Below are 19,342 nucleotides of genomic sequence, written 5' to 3' on the forward strand. Positions count from 1 at the left end.
CAATCGTAGATAATCATTTAGCACTTACGATACGTTAAAAATAACTAAATAAAATGCCCGCAAATAAAACAAAACCAACATAGTTATTATTCATAAAAGCTTGGAAACACGGTGCTCTTTCACGCTCTGCAATAAGCTTCTGTTGATAAATAAACAGAGCTGTTACTAACAATAACGACCAGTAGTAGATACCTTTCAGATTCAGCAAAATACCGATACCCACTAATAATGCCAACATCACCAGCTGTAAAATACCGATAATAATTTTGTCATAACGACCGAATAAAATGGCGGTAGATTTAACCCCAATTTTTATATCATCATTACGATCAACCATTGCATATTGTGTATCGTAAACCACAGACCAGATAATATTGACAAGGAATAATAACCAACACACTAATGGCAAACTTTCAGAAACGGCAGCAAATCCCATGGGGATTGACCAGCCAAAAGCCATACCTAAAATAAGCTGGGGCAGATTACTAAACCGTTTAACGAAAGGATAAAACCACGCCAGTGCAAGCCCTGCCACAGAGAGCCAAATAGTCATAGTATTAAGTGTCAAAACTAATGCAAAAGACAAGAGTACCAAAACGATAAATAAAATTTTGCTCTCTTTTTCTGTCACAGCCCCACTAGGTAATGGTCGATTTTTAGTTCGTTCAACACTGCCATCAATTTTCCGGTCAGCAAAGTCGTTTATTACACACCCAGCGGCACGCATAGAGAACACGCCAATAGTAAAGACAATCAGAATATGCCAATCAGGAAAGCCTTTAGCGGCAATCCATAAAGCCCAATAAGTTGGCCAAAGTAATAATAGCGCTCCGATAGGTTTATCTATACGCATTAAACGGCTATATGCTTGCCATTTACTTTGCGTCATACTTCCCTCCAATTTTAGCTCCCCCTAATTACTTCTCATACACTGGTGATGCAGGTAGAAACATCTCGGTTAATAATAAAGGTTTATCTGAAAGCTGGAAACGAGAACGGCGTAGCCAATACCCATTTTGTTGCCCGATATGAATAAAATCTCGACTTAAGGTTGTTTCCTGAAACAGATAACGCCCAAGTGGAACGGTTCTTAGATTGACCAGTTTTCTGTCTTCGCCTGTCAATGTCTCTTCTGGTACTAACGTCCGCCCTAATAACCAAGGAATATCGTCACCACACAATACCACTTCTCTTAACCAATAACGCTGACTTTTGGGTAAACATGCTCTTTCGTCAGCGGGCTCAATAATGTCAATAAACCCTTCTTGATAAGGCATTACGGTGACTTTTTGGCAATATTGTTCAAATCGCCTTGTCATTGAGCCTAATTCTATTAACCAACTTAATGTACTTTCTTGAATACTTGCATGTTCCTCACTGGGTAGCCAATGGATAGGTGCAGGGGTAATTATTGATTTTTTGAACATTTATTCATCATCACGCTTTGATGATCCTAGCTTGTGTGAGTCATGATGCATAAGGATATCATGATGTGACTAATGGAAGTTAAAAGCTGATAACATTTCGCATAAATAATCTAAAAAAGCGTTAAAAGAAAATCAGATTGAGTACTAAATAACCAAAAAACAAAGGAGGTTATAAAAACCTCCTTTCTATCTAACCAACTACTTATATTCAGTTTATTCGATTAACGCCATGCTTTATAACGATTAATCAGATTATTTGTTGAGCTATCATGGCTGTTAACACTTTCCTTACCTTTTAATTCAGGAAGAATACGATTAGCCAGTTGTTTGCCTAATTCAACACCCCATTGGTCAAAGGTGAAGATATTGAAAATAACACCTTGTACAAAGATCTTATGTTCATACATTGCAATCAATGCACCTAATGAATAAGGCGTAATTTCTTTTAACAAAATAGAGTTAGTTGGGCGGTTACCTTCGAACACTTTGAAAGGTGCAACATATCCCATAGTCTTAGGATCTTTTCCTGCTGCGGCAAATTCCGCATCAACTTGCTCACGCGTTTTACCAAAAGCGAGAGCTTCGGTTTGAGCAAAAAAGTTAGACATCAATTTTGCATGATGATCGGATAGTGGGTTATGGCTAATTGCAGGCGCAATAAAATCACAAGGAATGATTTTTGTACCTTGGTGGATCAGTTGGTAAAACGCATGTTGTCCGTTTGTACCTGGTTCACCCCAAATGATAGGACCCGTTTGATAATTAACTTTGTTTCCATCACGATCAATATACTTACCATTAGATTCCATATTGCCTTGTTGGAAGTAAGCAGCAAAACGATGCATGTATTGATCGTATGGCAGAATCGCTTCAGTTTCTGTGCCAAAAAAATTGTTATACCAAATGCCAATCAGAGCGAGGATCATTGGGATGTTATTTTCAGCATCTGTTGTTCTAAAGTGATTATCCATTGCATGAGCACCTTCCAGCAATTGCTCAAAGTTGTCATAACCAACAGATAATGCGATAGATAAACCAATTGCTGACCATAATGAATAACGGCCACCAACCCAATCCCAGAATTCAAACATATTGGCAGTATCAATACCAAATTTTGCCACTTCTGTACTGTTTGTGGATAACGCCACAAAGTGTTTAGCAACAAATGCACTCTCTTTAGCAGTGGCTAAAAACCAATCTCTTGCTGAATGCGCATTTGTCATGGTTTCTTGTGTAGTAAATGTTTTTGATGCGATGAGGAATAGCGTCGTTTCAGGATCACATTTTTTCAGTGTTTCTGCGATATGGGTACCATCAACATTAGAAACAAAATGCATAGTAAGATGGTTTTTATACGGACGTAATGCTTCTGTCACCATATAAGGACCAAGATCAGAACCACCGATACCAATATTTACAACATCAGTAATCGCCTTGCCTGTATAACCTTTCCATTCACCACTAATAATACGCTCACTGAAGTTTTTCATTTTATTCAGTACAGCATTCACTTCAGGCATAACATCTTTGCCATCAACGATGACGGGAGCATTGCTACGATTACGTAATGCAGTATGCAATACAGCACGATCTTCAGTACGGTTGATTTTTTCACCCGTAAACATGCTATTTATCGCACCTTCAACGTCACATTCCTTAGCCAAAGCCTGCAATTTCTCTAATGTTTCTTTCGTAATACGATTTTTTGAAAAATCCACTAGAATTTGGTCTGAAAACGTTTTTGAAAACTGCTCAAAGCGTGATGTTTCCTGAGCAAACAGTGTTTTCATCTCGGTATCTTTGATCACCGAAAAATGGTTTTCTAATGCCTTCCAGGCTAAGGTTTGGGTTGGGTTTACATTTTTCATTCACAATACTCTCTTAAGATTACAATCCAATATTCTCAGATTGTAGCCTGACATTTAATAGTTACAGTCAATTCTTTCTCATTTGATGATATTGGTCAAAACCATTCGACAAATCTAGTACTAATTACTTACATAGGTAAAACCGATAATGCGGAGCTGATTATTAATTAAATTGATTATTCTTCACTCTGCATTGACTCTCTACTTAATAACCGATATTCCTAAGTGTGTCCAACATCTCATTTTTGCCTAAAGGAATACGACAATGACTGATAATACTGCTACGCCTTCATCATCTTCTTCTCCATACACTATCGCTAAATTTGGCGGCACCAGTGTTGCTAACTTTTCAGCAATGGAAAAGTGTGCAGATATTATCCTGAAACAAAAGTCAGTTCGTGTCGTCGTTCTTTCGGCATCTGCTGGGATTACTAATTTGTTAATTGAACTTGCAGCAGGTACTGAACCTTCACAACGAGAAGCTTTACTCTCACAAGTTCGTGATATTGAATATGCCATTATTAATCAGCTTTCTCAGCCTGAAATTATTTCTCAAGAAATAAACCGCCTGCTTGAAAATATTGAGATGTTATCTGAAGCGGCTTCACTTGCCACATCTGATGCATTGACAGACGAATTAGTCAGTCACGGCGAATTAATGTCAACATTGCTATTTGTTGAATTATTGCGTGAAAAAGGCATACAGGCAGATTGGTTTGATGTCAGAAAAGTGATGAAAACGAATGATCTATTTTGTCATGCAGAGCCCGATATGGTGCAGTTAACAGCACTGACACAAAGCCTTATTCAGCCTCGTTTAGAAGAAACTGTCATCGTCACACAAGGTTTTATTGGTCAAGAGCCTAAAGGGAGAACCACAACTCTCGGTCGTGGTGGTAGCGACTATACGGCTGCACTTATTGGTGAAGCACTGGGAGTGTCTCGTGTGGATATTTGGACGGATGTCCCTGGTATTTACAGTACCGATCCAAGAATAGTGCCAGAAGCACATCGTATTGATCAAATCGCCTTTAATGAAGCGGCTGAAATGGCCACCTTTGGGGCTAAAATATTACACCCAGCGACATTATTACCTGCTGTTCGTAGTGGCATTCCAGTGTTTGTTGGCTCAAGCAAAGCCCCCGAAGAAGGCGGCACTTTAGTTTGTGCTCAAACAGAAAATCCACCTGTATTCCGCGCGATTGCACTACGTAGAAAACAAACGTTGCTCACATTACATAGCCTAAAAATGCTTCATGCGCGTGGCTTCTTGGCTGAAATTTTCACCATTTTATCACGCCACCATATTTCGGTTGATGTGATAACAACATCTGAAGTCAGCATTGCTTTAACCCTTGATACAACAGGTACAACAAATTCATCAGGCAGTTTATTAACGAATGCCTTATTAACAGAGCTATCTGCATTATGCCGTGTTGAAGTAGAAGAAGATCTAGCATTAGTTGCCGTGATTGGTAACTCACTTTCACAAGTGAATGGTTTAGGTATTAAAATTTTCGGTACATTAGAAAATTACAATATTCGTATGATAAGCCACGGAGCAAGTACCCATAATTTATGTTTATTAGTTGATGGCAAAGATGCGGATAATATTGTGCGTAAATTGCATGATACATTGTTTTAATTAAACGATTTTGAGAGAGATATTTTTTCTCTCTCAAAATTCAGCCTTTATTATTGAAAAGGTGTAAGCTTTAAAGAACTTCATTAAATAGCAATTAGAATTAAAATCTAATTTTATTAATGGAGTAATAAAAATGAAAATATTTATAAATAACAGTATGAACATTAGTGAAACAATCAGTAATAAAATCAACACCAACAATCCTCATATTCTTACTGATATAAAAAAAGAAATTAATTATTTGCACAATAAATCAGTTGCGCTGAATACTCCTATCGATACTACGCTCTATCTTTTAAAACATATAGAAGAAAAGCGTCCTATCTCTAAAAATATAGAATCCATATATAATCTAGAATTAGTAAATAAGGATAGCCTTAAATCTATGATTGATATTCATCATAGAGAAAAGAAAAAAGATTATTTAGCAATTGCTTGTTATTCGGATATATTAAAAAAAATAGACATAAAAGCTACAAATATAGAAATTCAGCTTACAAAGGAGTTTATGAAACTATCTGATCAAATAATAAAAAATCACACCATAATAAAAGATACAATAAAAATTCTAGATAGTTATTTTCAAAACCTTAAAGATCGACTGGATGAAACACCAGAACTCGAAAATAAAATAAATGAATACGATAACCAGAATAAAATTATCTCAAGCTTAATTAAATACAACACATCTCAAAAAAACATAGTGACAGATATTGAAGAAAAAACAAATAAAGCCAATAAATATAATAAAAATTTAAATGGAGCCATTGATGAGCTATGTAAAATTACTTCAAATTACATATCCATATTAGAAGATAGCGACCAATCAAAATATCATAATAAAATATTAGAAGTAATAACAAAACATATAGAAGGAATAGAAAAAATAAATACTACCTATCTTACATATTGTTTTTGTTTTTTTTTTTTTTTAAAAGAAAAAGACGGAATACGAGATCATGCCTGGTCTGGGGGGCTGGGAGATGTATAAAAGAAACAGATCCCCGAAAACCGCCATATTTTTTCGCAAATTGATTAAATTTACCGAAATCAATTAAGGCAATCTCTAAAGTCTTATGCGAAAGATGAGACATCTTTGCAATCTTTTCAACAAAAACATGGTTATCTTCTAGTAGTTTAGCAGTAAGTGTAGCAGAAATTATTTCACACTCTTTCGGTGTGACAATCCAGCCATCATTGGTGGCAAATTTATGGATAGGGATATTCCCTTCTTTTTTACTCTCTTGAGCTAGCAACGCTTCTTCTTCTTTCATTGCCTGTTTAAATAATTCTATTTCTTCTTCAACAGGCTCTGGAGAAGTAGGAATTTTATGATAAATATAGTCTCCCACTTCTTCAATGCGGGCAGGAGTCATTTCGGCTTTCAGCCAAATTTTATCAAATGCTTTTTCATCTAAAATAGCATCAGTATCTAAGCTTCCTGTTAGTTGCATCAGATTTAAAAAAGCATTAATTAAAACTTCACTTAATGGATAATTTCCTTTTGCTAAAGAAGGAAACGGCACCTCAGCGCCAGCAGGTGGTGTTTTCTGAAGGTACAAAGTATAGCTCATTGTAATGTCCTTTTTTCTGATACAGGTTCACAGCTTAAACATCTTTAATGGGAGTGGCTAGTGAGAATAACAAGGGGATATTGCTATCCCCTCACTATTTATTACATTATTGAGATCTGAAAACAAAAATAAACTAAGACTCATACCCTAAATTAGGCGCTAACCAACGTTCAACTTCACTCACGCTCATTTCTCGACGTTTTGCATAATCTTCAACCTGATCTTTTTGAATTTGAGCAACTGCGAAATATTTACTGTCAGGATGACTAAAATACCAACCCGATACTGAAGCCCCAGGCCACATGGCATACGCATCGGTCAGTTTCATCCCAATGCGATTTTCAACATCAAGTAATTGCCAAATTTTGGCTTTTTCTGTGTGCTCAGGACAGGCAGGATACCCCGGCGCAGGTCGCGTTCCTTGATATTTTTCTCGAATAAGTTCGTCATTGGAGAGGTTTTCATCAGCGCTATAACCCCAAATTTGAGTTCTAACCCGTTGATGAAGATATTCAGCAAAAGCCTCTGCTAATCTATCTGACAGCGCTTTTACCATGATTTTATTGTAGTCATCATGGGCATTATCATAAGCATTCGCGAGAGTATCTTCTTCTAATCCTCCCGTGACTGCGAAAGCACCAAAATAGTCAGCAACACCACTTTCAACAGGAGCAATAAAATCAGCTAAACAGTAATTAGGAAAATCATTTTTCTCCGTTTGTTGACGCAAATGACAGCTTTTCAAAAGTGCTTGTTGGCGACTTTCATCTTGATAAATCACAATATCATCACCCAGACGATTAGCGGGGAATATCCCGACAATTCCTTTAGGTGTTAATAATTTTTCACGACTTAGTTTATCTAGCATCGCATTTGCATCGGCAAATACACGCTTTGCCTCTTCACCGACTACATCATCTTCTAAAATACGCGGATATTTCCCTGCTAAAGACCACGTCATAAAGAAAGGCGTCCAATCGATATATTCACGCAAGGTTTCAATACTTGCCGTGATCTCTTGCACTCCTAATTGATTAGGCTTTGGTGGTGTGTAATTTTGCCAATCAATTTGTAGCGCATTTTTTCGCGCAACCTCTAAAGAAACAGGCGGTGTACGCGGTTTTTTTCTGGCGTATTGCTGACGTACAACTTCATATTCACGACGCGTTCTAGCAACAAAATCGGCTTTTTGTGTTTCAGATAATAGAGCAGCAACAACACCTACGGTTCTCGATGCATTTTGTACATAAACAGTAGGATGACTATAATTTGGTTCTATTTTTACTGCGGTATGCGCTTTAGACGTTGTTGCTCCACCAATCATTAATGGTAAGGAAAAACCTCGCCTTTCCATCTCTTTAGCAACATTCACCATCTCATCAAGTGAAGGCGTGATCAGCCCTGAAAGACCAATAATATCGACTTTTTCATCGATCGCTGTTTGCAAAATTTTATCGCAAGGCACCATTACACCTAAGTCGATAATTTCATAGTTATTGCACTGCAAAACCACACCGACAATATTTTTACCAATATCGTGAACATCACCTTTCACTGTGGCGAGTAAAATTTTACCTGCGGAAGTTCCTGCCTGTTTTGTCGCTTGGATATAAGGCTCAAGATAAGCAACGGCTTGTTTCATCACTCTTGCTGATTTCACAACTTGAGGTAAAAACATTTTGCCTTCACCGAATAAATCACCGACGGTATTCATACCATTCATCAATGGCCCTTCAATCACTTCAATAGGGCTTGATGCTTGTTGGCGACAAGCTTCTGTATCTTCAACAATAAACTCGGTGATCCCTTTAATTAAGGCGTATTCTAAACGTTTCTCAACATTCCACTGTCTCCATTCGGCAAGCTGATGATTTTGCTCATCACTTTTAGTGCCACGATAACGTTCTGCCAATGCTAATAAATTATCTGTGCTCTCTTCATGACGATTTAAAATGACATCTTCAACTGCGTTACGCAGTTCATCAGGTAGTGAGTCATAAATGGCGAGTTGTCCCGCATTGACAATCCCCATATCCATACCATTTTTTACTGCGTAATAGAGAAAAACAGAGTGAATAGCTTCACGAACAGGATCGTTACCTCTAAATGAGAATGAAACGTTAGATACCCCACCAGAAATTAAGGCATAAGGCAGTTGAGATTTAATATCCGCACAGACTTCAATAAAATCAACGGCATAATTATTATGTTCTGCAATACCTGTTGCGACGGCGAATATATTAGGATCAAAAATAATATCTTCAGGAGGAAAACCCGCTTGCTCGGTCAATAACTGATAAGCTCGACGACAAATTTCAATTTTACGTTCTCGGGTATCCGCTTGCCCTACTTCATCAAACGCCATAACGACAACAGCAGCACCATATTTACGCACCAATCTAGCATGCTCAAGAAAAGGAATTTCACCCTCTTTCATCGAAATTGAGTTAACAATACCTTTGCCTTGAATACACTTTAGGCCTTCTTCGATCACTTCCCATTTGGAGGAGTCAATCATCACAGGCACTTTGGCAATATCAGGCTCACCCGCAATGAGATTGAGAAAACGTGTCATCGCTTCGACGGCATCTAACATGCCTTCATCCATGTTGATATCAATGATTTGAGCACCGTTTTCAACTTGATGACGTGCCACATCTAACGCTTCTTGGTAATTACCTTCTTTTATCAAGCGTTTAAATTTGGCAGAACCTGTAACGTTGGTTCTTTCGCCCACATTCACAAACAGTGAATTTTCATCAATAACTAATGGTTCAAGACCTGAAAGACGACATGCTTTTTTCAAGGAAGGTAATACTCTTGGTGCAATGCCTTCTACCGCTTGTGAAATGGCGAGAATATGCGCAGGAGTGGTTCCACAACAACCACCTACAATATTGAGAAAACCAGCTTGTGCCCACTCTTTAATTTGCTCAGCCATCTCTTGGGCATCTAAATCATAGCCTCCAAATGCGTTAGGCAAACCAGCATTAGGGTGAGCACTGACATAGGTTTCAGAAATTTGCGAAAGTGTTTGAATATATTGGCGTAATTCTCTAGGGCCTAAAGCACAATTTAAGCCAAATGAAAGCGCATCCGCATGGCGTAAAGAGTGATAGAACGCTTCTGTTGTTTGACCTGTTAATGTTCTTCCTGATGCATCCGTAATGGTACCGGAGATCATTACAGGTAACTCAATATTGAGTGATTCAAATTCACATTTAATGGCGAAAATAGCCGCTTTCGCATTTAGTGTGTCGAAAATAGTTTCGACCATAATTAGATCAACACCGCCTGTAATTAATCCGCGCGTTGCTTCTCGATAAGCTTCCACCAGCTTATCAAATGAAACGTTACGAAAAGCCGGATCGTTAACATCTGGGGATATTGAGGCAGTTCTATTGGTTGGCCCCAAAACACCCGCGACATAGCGAGGTTTATCTGGTGTTAAGGCACTCCATTTATCTGCACAGGCTTTAGCTAATTTTGCCGCTTCTTCATTAAGTTCGAAACAAAGCGACTCCATCTGATAATCCGCCATCGCAATAGATGTCGAGTTAAAGGTGTTGGTTTCAACAATATCAGCGCCTGCTTGAAAATAAGCATTATGAATATCGGCAATAATTTGCGGTTGAGTTAAAACTAAAAGATCATTATTCCCTTTGACATCACAGCGCCAATCAGCAAAACGCTCACCTCGATAATCGGCTTCTGTCAGTTGATATTGTTGGATCATTGTACCCATTGCACCATCAAGTACTAAGATACGTTTTGCTAATGCTTCCGTCAGTTGTTGCTTTATGTTTGCCACGTTGTTCCCTCTTAATAGAGAATGTTTTTGTTCTTGTTTTCTTTATTGTTATTTCGTTGTTTTTTTATCCTACCATATCTTTTTATAAAGATTTCTAAGACGAAGATGAGAGATTTTCACTTAGCGATAAATCCCATTACAGTAATATTTCTTATCACACATTTTGTTTTGAAAAATGCGGTGATCGGAGGAGTTTTATTACACGAGATAGTTCATAATAGATATTAATATGGATAGCATTTCTGGAGTGTATGCATGACAGTTTCCCCTACAAATAAAAAAGTGCGTAAGACGAAAACAACTGCCACTCAAAGCACCGCACAAGGAGGCCCTGTTCAGTCATTAAGTCGTGGACTGACATTATTGGAATATATTTCCGAATCTCCGGGTGGTATCGCCCTAACTGATTTAGCCTTTCAAGCTGGGTTACCCAATTCCACAACACACCGCCTACTCACTACACTTCAACAACATGGTTTTGTTCGCCAAGTCGGAGATTTAGGCTTATGGGTTGTAGGTACACACGCCTTTATTGTCGGCAGTAGTTTTCTGCAAACCCGTAACTTACTTGTTATGGTTCACCCCATCTTACGTCAATTAATGGAAGACTCAGGTGAAACGGTAAATTTGGCAATTCTTGACCAAATTGAATTTGATGCGGTGATTGTCGATCAAGTGCAATGTAATGCGTTAATGCGAATGTCTGCACCTATTGGCGGTAAATTACCCATGCACGCATCGGGTGCGGGTAAAGCGTTTCTTTCCACTTTACCAGAAAATAAATTACTGCCTTTGCTCCAGAAAAAAGGCCTAATGGCTTATACCCCTCATACACGAACACTTCCTTCATCCTTAAAAGAAAATTTAGAACAAGCCCGCAAACAAGGCTTCTCTTTCGATGATGAAGAGCATGCTTTAGGTTTACGCTGTATTGGTGCCTGTATTTATGATGAACACCACCAGCCTTTTGCCGCAATTTCGCTTTCAGGTCCTGTGTCTAGAATGACGGATTCTCGTATCACTGAATTGGGTGCGATGGTGATAAAAGCAGCAAAACAAATTAGCCGTGAATACGGTGGCGTAAAAAGTTAATCCGCCCTCTTTCACCTTCCTCATTGCAAAGTAATGAGGAAGGCATCTCCGCAATTAAACCGATTCAGCTTTTTAAAATGACCGCTTTTACACTTTATTTCCGTTAAATATTAAAAAACTGTTATTTCTCCCCTTAAAAAATTGATGTCGATCACAGATGTTGTTTAAGGTGCATTAAGAGTATTGCAACTCTGCTTGTTACCCGTAACAATGTTACCGGTAACAAATACTATAGCTAATACATATATTCTCTTTTTATAGCCAATAGTAACGCTCATCACCCTTGTGTGAATAAAGGAAGCATCATTATGAACCCTAAAAATCATGACCATTTTCAGAACGACTTTGCACCTCTAAATGAAACAGTAAAACAGGTTACAGAGCGTATTGTTGCTCGTTCACAATCGACTCGTCGTGCTTATCTGAAAAAAATTGAAGCCGCAAAAAGCCAAACAGTACATCGTGCTCAACTTGCTTGTGGTAATTTGGCTCATGGTTTCGCTGCTTGTCAGGCTGATGATAAAAATCGCCTGAAAAATATGGTTCATAATGATATTGCCATTATCACTGCTTACAATGATATGTTGTCAGCTCATCAGCCGTATGAAGATTATCCTCAAAAAATTAAAAAAGCATTACATGCTGTTGGTGCCGTAGGACAAGTGGCAGGTGGTGTTCCTGCAATGTGCGATGGTGTCACTCAGGGTCAAGATGGCATGGAGCTATCACTCCTTAGTCGTGATGTGATTGCAATGTCAGCAGCAGTGGGTTTATCCCATAATATGTTTGATGGTGCGCTGTATTTAGGGATCTGCGATAAAATCGTTCCCGGATTAGCGATGGCTGCACTCTCTTTTGGTCATCTTCCTGCTATTTTTGTTCCTGCGGGTCCTATGACTAGCGGCTTACCCAATAAAGAAAAAGTCCGTATTCGCCAGCTTTATGCTGAAGGTAAAGTAGATCGTAATGCCTTGTTAGAAGCGGAAGCTGCTTCTTATCATAGTATTGGGACTTGTACCTTTTATGGCACAGCAAATTCCAACCAAATGGTGATGGAAATAATGGGGTTACATTTACCTGGTGCTTCTTTTGTGCATCCTAATACGCCATTGCGTGATGCATTAACTGACGCAGCCGCCAGCCAAATTGTGCGTCTCACTGAAAACTCGGGTAACTATCTTCCTATCGGGCAATTAGTTGATGAGAAAGTGATTGTAAATGGCATTATTGCTCTGTTAACAACAGGCGGTTCCACTAATCTCACTATGCACTTAGTCGCAATGGCCCGTGCAGCAGGTATTATTATTAATTGGGATGATTTCTCTGAACTTTCGCAAGTTGTTCCACTTATTGCTCGTATTTATCCTAATGGTCCAGCCGATATTAACCAATTTCAAGCGGCTGGAGGAATTGCTCTCATTATTCGTGAATTACTGAAAAAAGGCTTAATTCATCGTGATGTAAACACGGTGGCTGGATTTGGTATTGAACGCTATACCTTAGAGCCTTGGTTAAATGACGGCAAACTTGATTGGCGTGAAGGTGCGATAAGCTCTTTAGATAAAGATGTGATTGCTGATATAAATACGCCATTCTCATCACATGGTGGTACACAAGTGATGCAAGGTAATTTAGGTAGAGCGGTAATGAAAACCTCTGCGGTACCCGATGAGAATAAAATTATCGAAGCGCCAGCTGTTGTTTTTAATAGCCAACATGATATTGCCGCTAAATTTGAAGCTGGTGAGTTAAATAAAGATTGTGTGGTCGTTGTGCGTTATCAAGGACCACAAGCCAATGGGATGCCTGAATTACACAAATTAATGCCGCCGTTAGGGGTGTTAATGGATAAAGGCTACAAAGTCGCATTAGTTACAGATGGCAGACTTTCAGGCGCATCAGGTAAAGTTCCCGCCGCAATTCATGTTACACCAGAAGCGGTAAATGGTGGTTTATTATCCAAAGTACGTGATGGTGATATCATTCGTGTTAATGGTAAAACAGGTGAGTTAACGTTACTTGTCGATGAGCAAACAATAAATGCTCGCCAAGATGAAATCCCTGATTTAAGTGCCAACAATACAGGCTGTGGTCGTGAGTTATTCATTAATTTACGCCGTCATTTATCAGGTGCTGAACAAGGTGCTTGTTGCATTGATTTTTAATGTAGACAAGTTTTGAGGCTTAACGAGGAGCAAATTAAATTTATTTGCTCACCACTTTCTGATTAGGAAATACAATCATGGATCATTGGAATACAAGTGCAGAGTCTGTACTAAAATCAGGGCCTGTTGTTCCGGTTATTGTTATCAACCATATTGATGATGCAGTCCCTATTGCAAAAGCTTTAGTCGCCGGTGGTGTAAAAGTCTTAGAAGTGACATTACGTACAGAATGTGCAATTGAAGCTATCCGCCGTATTGCAAAAGAAGTTCCTGAAGCTATTGTAGGCGCGGGGACGGTAATTAATCCTCAACAATTAGCGCAAGTTACTGAAGCGGGTGCTCAATTTGCTATTAGCCCAGGATTAACAGAAGCATTACTCAAAGCGGCTGTTGCGGGAACTATTCCTTTAATTCCAGGGATTTCAACAGTTTCCGAATTAATGCTGGGAATGAGCTACGGTTTAAATGAATTTAAGTTTTTCCCAGCTGAAGCTAATGGTGGTGTAAAGGCATTAAAAGCAATTTCAGGGCCATTCTCAACAATTCGCTTCTGCCCAACTGGCGGTATTTCACCAGAAAACTACCGTAACTACCTTGCACTTGAGAGTGTACTTTGTATTGGTGGTTCTTGGTTAGTGCCTAATGATGCAGTGAAAGCAGGTGATTTCCAACGCATTACTGAATTAGCTAAAGAAGCTGTTGCGGGTACTCAGCGTTAATTATCTCTGTACAAAAATAGGTTTTATCCAATAAAGGTAGGTATCCCCTTATACCTATCTTTATTTTTATCTTTTCCTAGGGCAATTTATTAAGTAAATCGCTTAGTTTGGGAATAGGCATAAACATCTTCGATATACCCTTCTTTAATTTTTTGCTGTTGCTGTTGCCAATATTCTGGTGATAAAAGCTCACGATGTTGAGCTTCAAAATAGTGGCAAACTCGCTTATCACTACATAAAAAATAGCGAAATTCTTCAGGAAATACATCATTGAGTGCAACGCTATACCAAGGCTCGCTCGCTAATTCATCTTCAGGGTAACGAGCAGGAGGGATCGCCCGAAAATTCATATCTGTCATATAACTAATTTCATCATAGTCATAGAAAATCACACGATGATGCCGAGTTACACCAAAGTTTTTAAACAGCATATCACCGGGAAAAATATTCGCTGCAATAAGCTCTTTCAACGCTTGCCCATAATCTTCAACAACAGCTTTAAGTTGATTGACATCGCACTGTTCCATATAGATATTGAGCGGTATCATTCTCCGTTCCATATAAAGGTGACGGATCAGTATTTTATCACCTAGATCTTCTAGTTTATTTGGGATCTCTTGTTCAAAAACAGCCATTAATTCAGGGCTAATTCTTTTCTTATCGATCATAAAATTCTCAAACTCTTGGGTATCTGCCATTCGTCCAACACGATCATGTTCTTTAACCAATTGATAGCACTCTTTTACACGCTCCGCAGTGATCGTTTTTTGTGGTGCAAACTTGTCTTTGATTACTTTAAAAACTCGATCATAAGTTGGTAATGTAAATACTAACATCACCATACCTTTTACACCGGGTGCTTCAATAAATTGCTCTGATGAAAAATTCATAAAGGCGAGGTATTCACGATAGTATTCTGTTTTACCGTGTTTTTGGCATCCTATAGACATATAAAGCTCAGCGATAGATTTGCTTGGTAATATATCTCTTAACCATGCGACTAATGCCGCAGGAAATGGGGCATAAACCATAAAATAAGAACGGGCAAAACCAAAGACAATACTAGCTTCATCTGCTGAGATAAGGCAGGTATCAATCAGTAATTGCTGCTCAACATTATGAATAGGCAATAAGAATGGAATATATTGATTATTAATCACTATTTTTCCAATCAACCAAGCCGCTTTATTACGATAAAAGAGTTCGTTTGCAATATGAAATACCGCACTCTGCAATTGTTCAGAAGAGAATTGAGCGGTAAGTACACTACAAATAGAGTGAATGTCGCGTTGTTTATTTTGCCACGGTAATCGCAAAGGTAAGCGTGATAAAACGTCTTGCAGTAATGTGGGTAAATCACTCTGAATAACAAACTGCTTTGATAACGGTCGAGGTGCTTGTGTAAAGCGATAAGCTGGTTGGGATGAAAAAACAAATAGGTTTTTTTTATTCAATTCACGATGGTAAAACAGACGACAATAAACAGAATTAAAAAAGCTCTCTGCGATCTCAAACCGAGGGTAATTGGGCAATAATTGCGTATAGTTTTCTTTCACCCTTTGTAGAAAAAGACTTTCTTTATCAATATCATGCCGAATACACTTAAGTTGTTCAACCACTAATCCAACATGATTATCGTATAAACGGATGCGCTCTTTCATCGCGATTTGAACACCATGCCAATCCGCCTGCTCAAAACGATATTGTGCCCCCGAGGTTATCTCAAGGAAGCGACCATATTGGGCATCAAAGCCTTGTAAAATTGTTTGAGCAATTAAATCTTCTGGCGTCATTAACAACCTCACGAAAAAGAGGAGCATCCTGCTCCTGAATTATCACCACAAAAATAGATAATGATATTTTTAAAACTTGTGGCTCGCTGAAATCTAAAACTGTTGTTCTTCTGTTGAGCCCGTTAGTGCCGTCACTGAAGACATACCACCTTGAATAATCGTGGTCACTTTATCGAAATATCCTGTTCCCACTTCTTGCTGATGCGAGGAGAAGGTGTAACCTTGATTAAGTGCAGCAAACTCTTTTTCTTGCACCTTCTCAACGTAATGTTTCATACCTTCACCCTTAGCATAATCATGTGCCAGATCGAACATGTTGAACCACATGCTGTGAATACCCGCTAAAGTAATAAACTGGAATTTATATCCCATTGCGGAAAGCTCATCTTGGAAATGTGCGATCGTGCGATCATCAAGGTTCTTTTTCCAGTTAAAAGAAGGCGAGCAGTTATAAGCCAGCATTTTCCCGGGATATTTATCGTGAATAGCTTCTGCAAACTTAGCTGCCATTTTCAGATCAGGGAGTGATGTTTCACACCACACCAGATCGGCGTAAGGTGCATAAGCAAGCCCACGACTAATGGCTTGATCAATACCCGCATGAGTACAGAAGAAACCTTCAGGAGTACGTTTTCCTGTTAAGAATGGACTATCGTAAGGATCACAATCTGAAGTTAAGAGATCGGCAGCATCAGCATCTGTTCTGGCAACAAGTAATGTTGGCACATCAGACACATCAGCGGCCAAACGTGCAGCGACAAGCTTTTGTACAGCCTCTTGAGTCGGAACTAATACTTTTCCTCCCATATGACCGCATTTTTTCACTGCTGCTAACTGATCTTCAAAGTGAACACCTGCCGCTCCAGCTTCAATCATTGCTTTCATTAATTCAAAGGCATTTAATACCCCACCAAAACCTGCTTCCGCATCAGCCACAATAGGAAGGAAAAAATCAATATAATCTTTATGTTGAGGACCAATACCATTTGACCACTGAATTTGATCAGCTCGTCTAAACGTATTATTAATACGTTGAACAACATTAGGAACAGAATCAACTGGATATAGCGACTGATCAGGGTACATGCTTGCTGCGGTGTTAGCATCAGCAGCCACTTGCCATCCTGAAAGGTAAACAGCTTCTAACCCTGCTTTTGCTTGTTGCAACGCTTGCCCACCAGTTAAAGCACCTAATGCATTAACATAACCCTTTTTCGATTTTCCATTTAATGATGACCAAAGCCTTTGAGCGCCACGTCTTGCTAAGGTATGTTCTGGGTTAACCGAACCTCTTAATTTAATGACATCTTCAGCGCTATAAGGACGGGTAATGCCTTTCCAGCGAGGTTGTTCCCACTCTTTCTCTAATTGGGCGATTTGCTCTGATCTACTAATAGTCATAAAAACAGCTCCTATAAATACGGTAGTGATGATGTTTGCAGTTTATAAATACGTTTTGACGTATCTTTTTTAATTTAAAAGTTGGTAACCCGGTAAAGTCAGAAAATCGACTAATTCATCTTGGGTTGTAATCTTATCCATCAAAGAAGCCGCTTCTTTAAAACGCCCTTCTTTAAAACGAGTATCACCGACTTCTTGGTGTATCACTTCAAGCTCTTCTTTCAGCATTTTACGAAAGAGATCTTTAGTCACGACTTGCCCATCAGACAGTGTTTTTTGATGGCGGATCCATTGCCAAATAGAGGTACGCGATATTTCCGCTGTTGCTGCATCTTCCATTAATCCATAGATAGGTACGCAACCATTACCAGAAATCCACGCTTCGATATATTGCACAGCAACACGAATATTCGCTCTCATGCCCTTTTCTGTACGTTCACCTGTACAAGGTGCTAATAACATTTCTGCCGTTATTTTTTCATTGCGTTGTACATCGAGCTGATTGGAGCGAGTCCCCAATACCGCATCAAAAGCAGACAATACTGTTTCAGCAAGGCCAGGGTGAGCAATCCAGGTACCATCATGGCCATTTGTTGCTTCAAACTCTTTATCGTCAAATACCTTTTTCAAAATAATGCCATTTTGCTCAGGATCTCTACTTGGGATAAATGCAGACATTCCGCCCATCGCAAAAGCACCCCGTTTATGGCAAGTCTGGATCAGTAAACGTGAATAAGCACTTAAGAAAGGTTGAGTCATCGTGATCCCTTGTCTATCAGGTAATACACGATCTGGGTAATTTTTTAATGTCTTGATATAGCTAAAAATATAATCCCAACGACCACAATTAAGTCCAACGATATGCTCTTTCATATGAAAAAGAATTTCTTCCATTTGAAAAACAGCGGGTAAGGTTTCAATTAATACTGTGGCTTTAATGGTTCCTGTTGCTAAACCAAAGCGCTTTTCAGTGAAATGAAAAACATCACTCCACCATTTAGCCTCTTGCCATGTTTGCAATTTAGGAATGTAAAAATAAGGGCCACTCCCTTTTTCTAATAAGGCTTTGTGGTTATGGTAAAAATACAAAGCAAAATCAAATAATCCCCCTGCAATAGGCTTCCCTTGCCATAGCACATGCTTCTCAGGAAGGTGGAGTCCTCTTACTCTTGCAATCAATACCGCAGGTGACGCTTTAAGTTGATAACATTTACCTTTTTCATTGGTATAAGAAATAGTGCCTTTGACGGCATCACGCAAATTGATCTGGCCATCAATTACTTTGTCCCATGTAGGCGCTAAGGAGTCTTCAAAGTCCGCCATAAAGACTTTCACATTAGCATTTAGTGCATTGATAACCATTTTGCGATCAACAGGCCCTGTTATTTCCACTCGACGGTCTTGAAGATCTTTAGGTATTGGATTAACTTTCCATTCTGATTTTATAATGGAATCTGATTCCGAAATAAAATCAGGAAGTTCACCATTATCAACTCTGTGTTTCCAGTTATCTCTTTCAACTAATAAAGCATGGCGTCTATCTGAGAAATGATTTACTAAATCAGTTAAAAAACACTTAACATCATGATTTAATATATTCTTTTCCTGTTCACCAAAAGATTGCGTAAAATTTAATTCTTCTGTAGTTAACGATTGTGACATTCTGCATTCCCCTAAAAGCGTTTACACACCTGATTAAGATTAATGCAGTTTTCACAAAAATCAAAAATGAATTCCATTTTTATTTAAATAATTTTTAACAATGTGATTACATCGGTGTTTTTTTATTGTACAAAAATCAGAATTTCAAAATAATTCGAGGGATCTGGAAGAGATCGGTAATAGAC

The 19,342-nt window shown here is 38.7% G+C and carries 13 protein-coding genes; 5 read left to right on the plus strand and 8 right to left on the minus strand.

What is annotated here, in order from left to right; all coding sequences use genetic code 11:
- Positions 1 to 34 precede the first annotated feature (34 nt).
- From ubiA to pgi, 3 genes are all read right to left on the minus strand, one after another.
- Entirely contained in the window at positions 35 to 889 is an 855-nt protein-coding gene (gene ubiA, locus ACWPWK_RS08355; protein ID WP_100159029.1) for a 4-hydroxybenzoate octaprenyltransferase, read from the minus strand.
- A gap of 28 nt (positions 890 to 917) precedes the next feature.
- Complete coding sequence (gene ubiC, locus ACWPWK_RS08360) at positions 918 to 1,427, minus strand: chorismate lyase (protein WP_109373155.1); 510 nt, start codon at positions 1,425 to 1,427, stop codon at positions 918 to 920.
- A 221-nt stretch (positions 1,428 to 1,648) separates the two neighbouring features.
- On the minus strand, positions 1,649 to 3,295 hold the full coding sequence (pgi, locus tag ACWPWK_RS08365; RefSeq protein ID WP_109373154.1) for a glucose-6-phosphate isomerase: 1,647 nt from the start codon (positions 3,293 to 3,295) through the stop codon (positions 1,649 to 1,651).
- A 265-nt stretch (positions 3,296 to 3,560) separates the two neighbouring features.
- Here pgi and lysC point away from each other — a divergent pair, with 265 nt between their 5' ends.
- Positions 3,561 to 4,940 (plus strand): lysine-sensitive aspartokinase 3, encoded by a 1,380-nt coding sequence (gene lysC, locus ACWPWK_RS08370; RefSeq protein WP_109373153.1) that lies wholly within the window; start codon positions 3,561 to 3,563, stop codon positions 4,938 to 4,940.
- A gap of 133 nt (positions 4,941 to 5,073) precedes the next feature.
- Positions 5,074 to 5,931 (plus strand): hypothetical protein, encoded by an 858-nt coding sequence (locus tag ACWPWK_RS08375; RefSeq protein WP_454208703.1) that lies wholly within the window; start codon positions 5,074 to 5,076, stop codon positions 5,929 to 5,931.
- Here ACWPWK_RS08375 and ACWPWK_RS08380 read toward each other — a convergent pair.
- Positions 5,843 to 6,514, minus strand: coding sequence for a hypothetical protein (locus ACWPWK_RS08380; RefSeq protein WP_454208705.1), 672 nt, complete (start codon positions 6,512 to 6,514; stop codon positions 5,843 to 5,845). The genes ACWPWK_RS08375 and ACWPWK_RS08380 overlap by 89 nt on opposite strands.
- Positions 6,515 to 6,647: 133 nt before the next feature.
- The gene (gene metH / locus ACWPWK_RS08385) at positions 6,648 to 10,325 is read right to left on the minus strand and encodes a methionine synthase (RefSeq protein ID WP_109373150.1); all 3,678 of its coding nucleotides are present in this window, start codon (positions 10,323 to 10,325) and stop codon (positions 6,648 to 6,650) included.
- Between the two features lie 255 nt (positions 10,326 to 10,580).
- Between metH and iclR the strand changes: the two genes are divergently transcribed.
- From iclR to ACWPWK_RS08400, 3 genes are all read left to right on the plus strand, one after another.
- A complete protein-coding gene (gene iclR, locus ACWPWK_RS08390; protein ID WP_075673076.1) occupies positions 10,581 to 11,417 on the plus strand; it encodes a glyoxylate bypass operon transcriptional repressor IclR in 837 nt (278 codons plus the stop codon).
- Between the two features lie 308 nt (positions 11,418 to 11,725).
- Positions 11,726 to 13,582 (plus strand): phosphogluconate dehydratase, encoded by a 1,857-nt coding sequence (gene edd / locus ACWPWK_RS08395; protein ID WP_109373149.1) that lies wholly within the window; start codon positions 11,726 to 11,728, stop codon positions 13,580 to 13,582.
- 77 nt (positions 13,583 to 13,659) lie between these two features.
- Positions 13,660 to 14,301 (plus strand): bifunctional 4-hydroxy-2-oxoglutarate aldolase/2-dehydro-3-deoxy-phosphogluconate aldolase, encoded by a 642-nt coding sequence (locus ACWPWK_RS08400; protein WP_109373148.1) that lies wholly within the window; start codon positions 13,660 to 13,662, stop codon positions 14,299 to 14,301.
- An 89-nt stretch (positions 14,302 to 14,390) separates the two neighbouring features.
- On the opposite strand, the gene aceK is transcribed toward ACWPWK_RS08400, so the two are convergent.
- From aceK to aceB, 3 genes are all read right to left on the minus strand, one after another.
- A complete protein-coding gene (gene aceK, locus ACWPWK_RS08405) occupies positions 14,391 to 16,100 on the minus strand; it encodes a bifunctional isocitrate dehydrogenase kinase/phosphatase (RefSeq protein ID WP_406588826.1) in 1,710 nt (569 codons plus the stop codon).
- Between the two features lie 87 nt (positions 16,101 to 16,187).
- Positions 16,188 to 17,495: an isocitrate lyase gene (gene aceA, locus ACWPWK_RS08410; RefSeq protein WP_109373146.1), complete on the minus strand. Its 1,308-nt coding sequence runs from the start codon at positions 17,493 to 17,495 to the stop codon at positions 16,188 to 16,190.
- 69 nt (positions 17,496 to 17,564) lie between these two features.
- The gene (gene aceB / locus ACWPWK_RS08415; protein WP_109373145.1) at positions 17,565 to 19,157 is read right to left on the minus strand and encodes a malate synthase A; all 1,593 of its coding nucleotides are present in this window, start codon (positions 19,155 to 19,157) and stop codon (positions 17,565 to 17,567) included.
- Positions 19,158 to 19,342 lie beyond the last annotated feature (185 nt).

The organism is Proteus sp. Marseille-Q3619 (assembly GCF_965283115.1).

Coding starts and splice junctions, on each gene's coding strand:
- ACWPWK_RS08400 (WP_109373148.1), top strand. CDS start 13,660: ATGGATCATTGGAATACAAGTGCAGAGTCTGTACTAAAATCAGGGCCT.
- pgi (WP_109373154.1), bottom strand. CDS start 3,295: ATGAAAAATGTAAACCCAACCCAAACCTTAGCCTGGAAGGCATTAGAA.
- iclR (WP_075673076.1), top strand. CDS start 10,581: ATGACAGTTTCCCCTACAAATAAAAAAGTGCGTAAGACGAAAACAACT.
- ACWPWK_RS08375 (WP_454208703.1), top strand. CDS start 5,074: ATGAAAATATTTATAAATAACAGTATGAACATTAGTGAAACAATCAGT.
- aceA (WP_109373146.1), bottom strand. CDS start 17,495: ATGACTATTAGTAGATCAGAGCAAATCGCCCAATTAGAGAAAGAGTGG.
- ubiA (WP_100159029.1), bottom strand. CDS start 889: ATGACGCAAAGTAAATGGCAAGCATATAGCCGTTTAATGCGTATAGAT.
- aceB (WP_109373145.1), bottom strand. CDS start 19,157: ATGTCACAATCGTTAACTACAGAAGAATTAAATTTTACGCAATCTTTT.
- ACWPWK_RS08380 (WP_454208705.1), bottom strand. CDS start 6,514: ATGAGCTATACTTTGTACCTTCAGAAAACACCACCTGCTGGCGCTGAG.
- edd (WP_109373149.1), top strand. CDS start 11,726: ATGAACCCTAAAAATCATGACCATTTTCAGAACGACTTTGCACCTCTA.
- lysC (WP_109373153.1), top strand. CDS start 3,561: ATGACTGATAATACTGCTACGCCTTCATCATCTTCTTCTCCATACACT.
- ubiC (WP_109373155.1), bottom strand. CDS start 1,427: ATGTTCAAAAAATCAATAATTACCCCTGCACCTATCCATTGGCTACCC.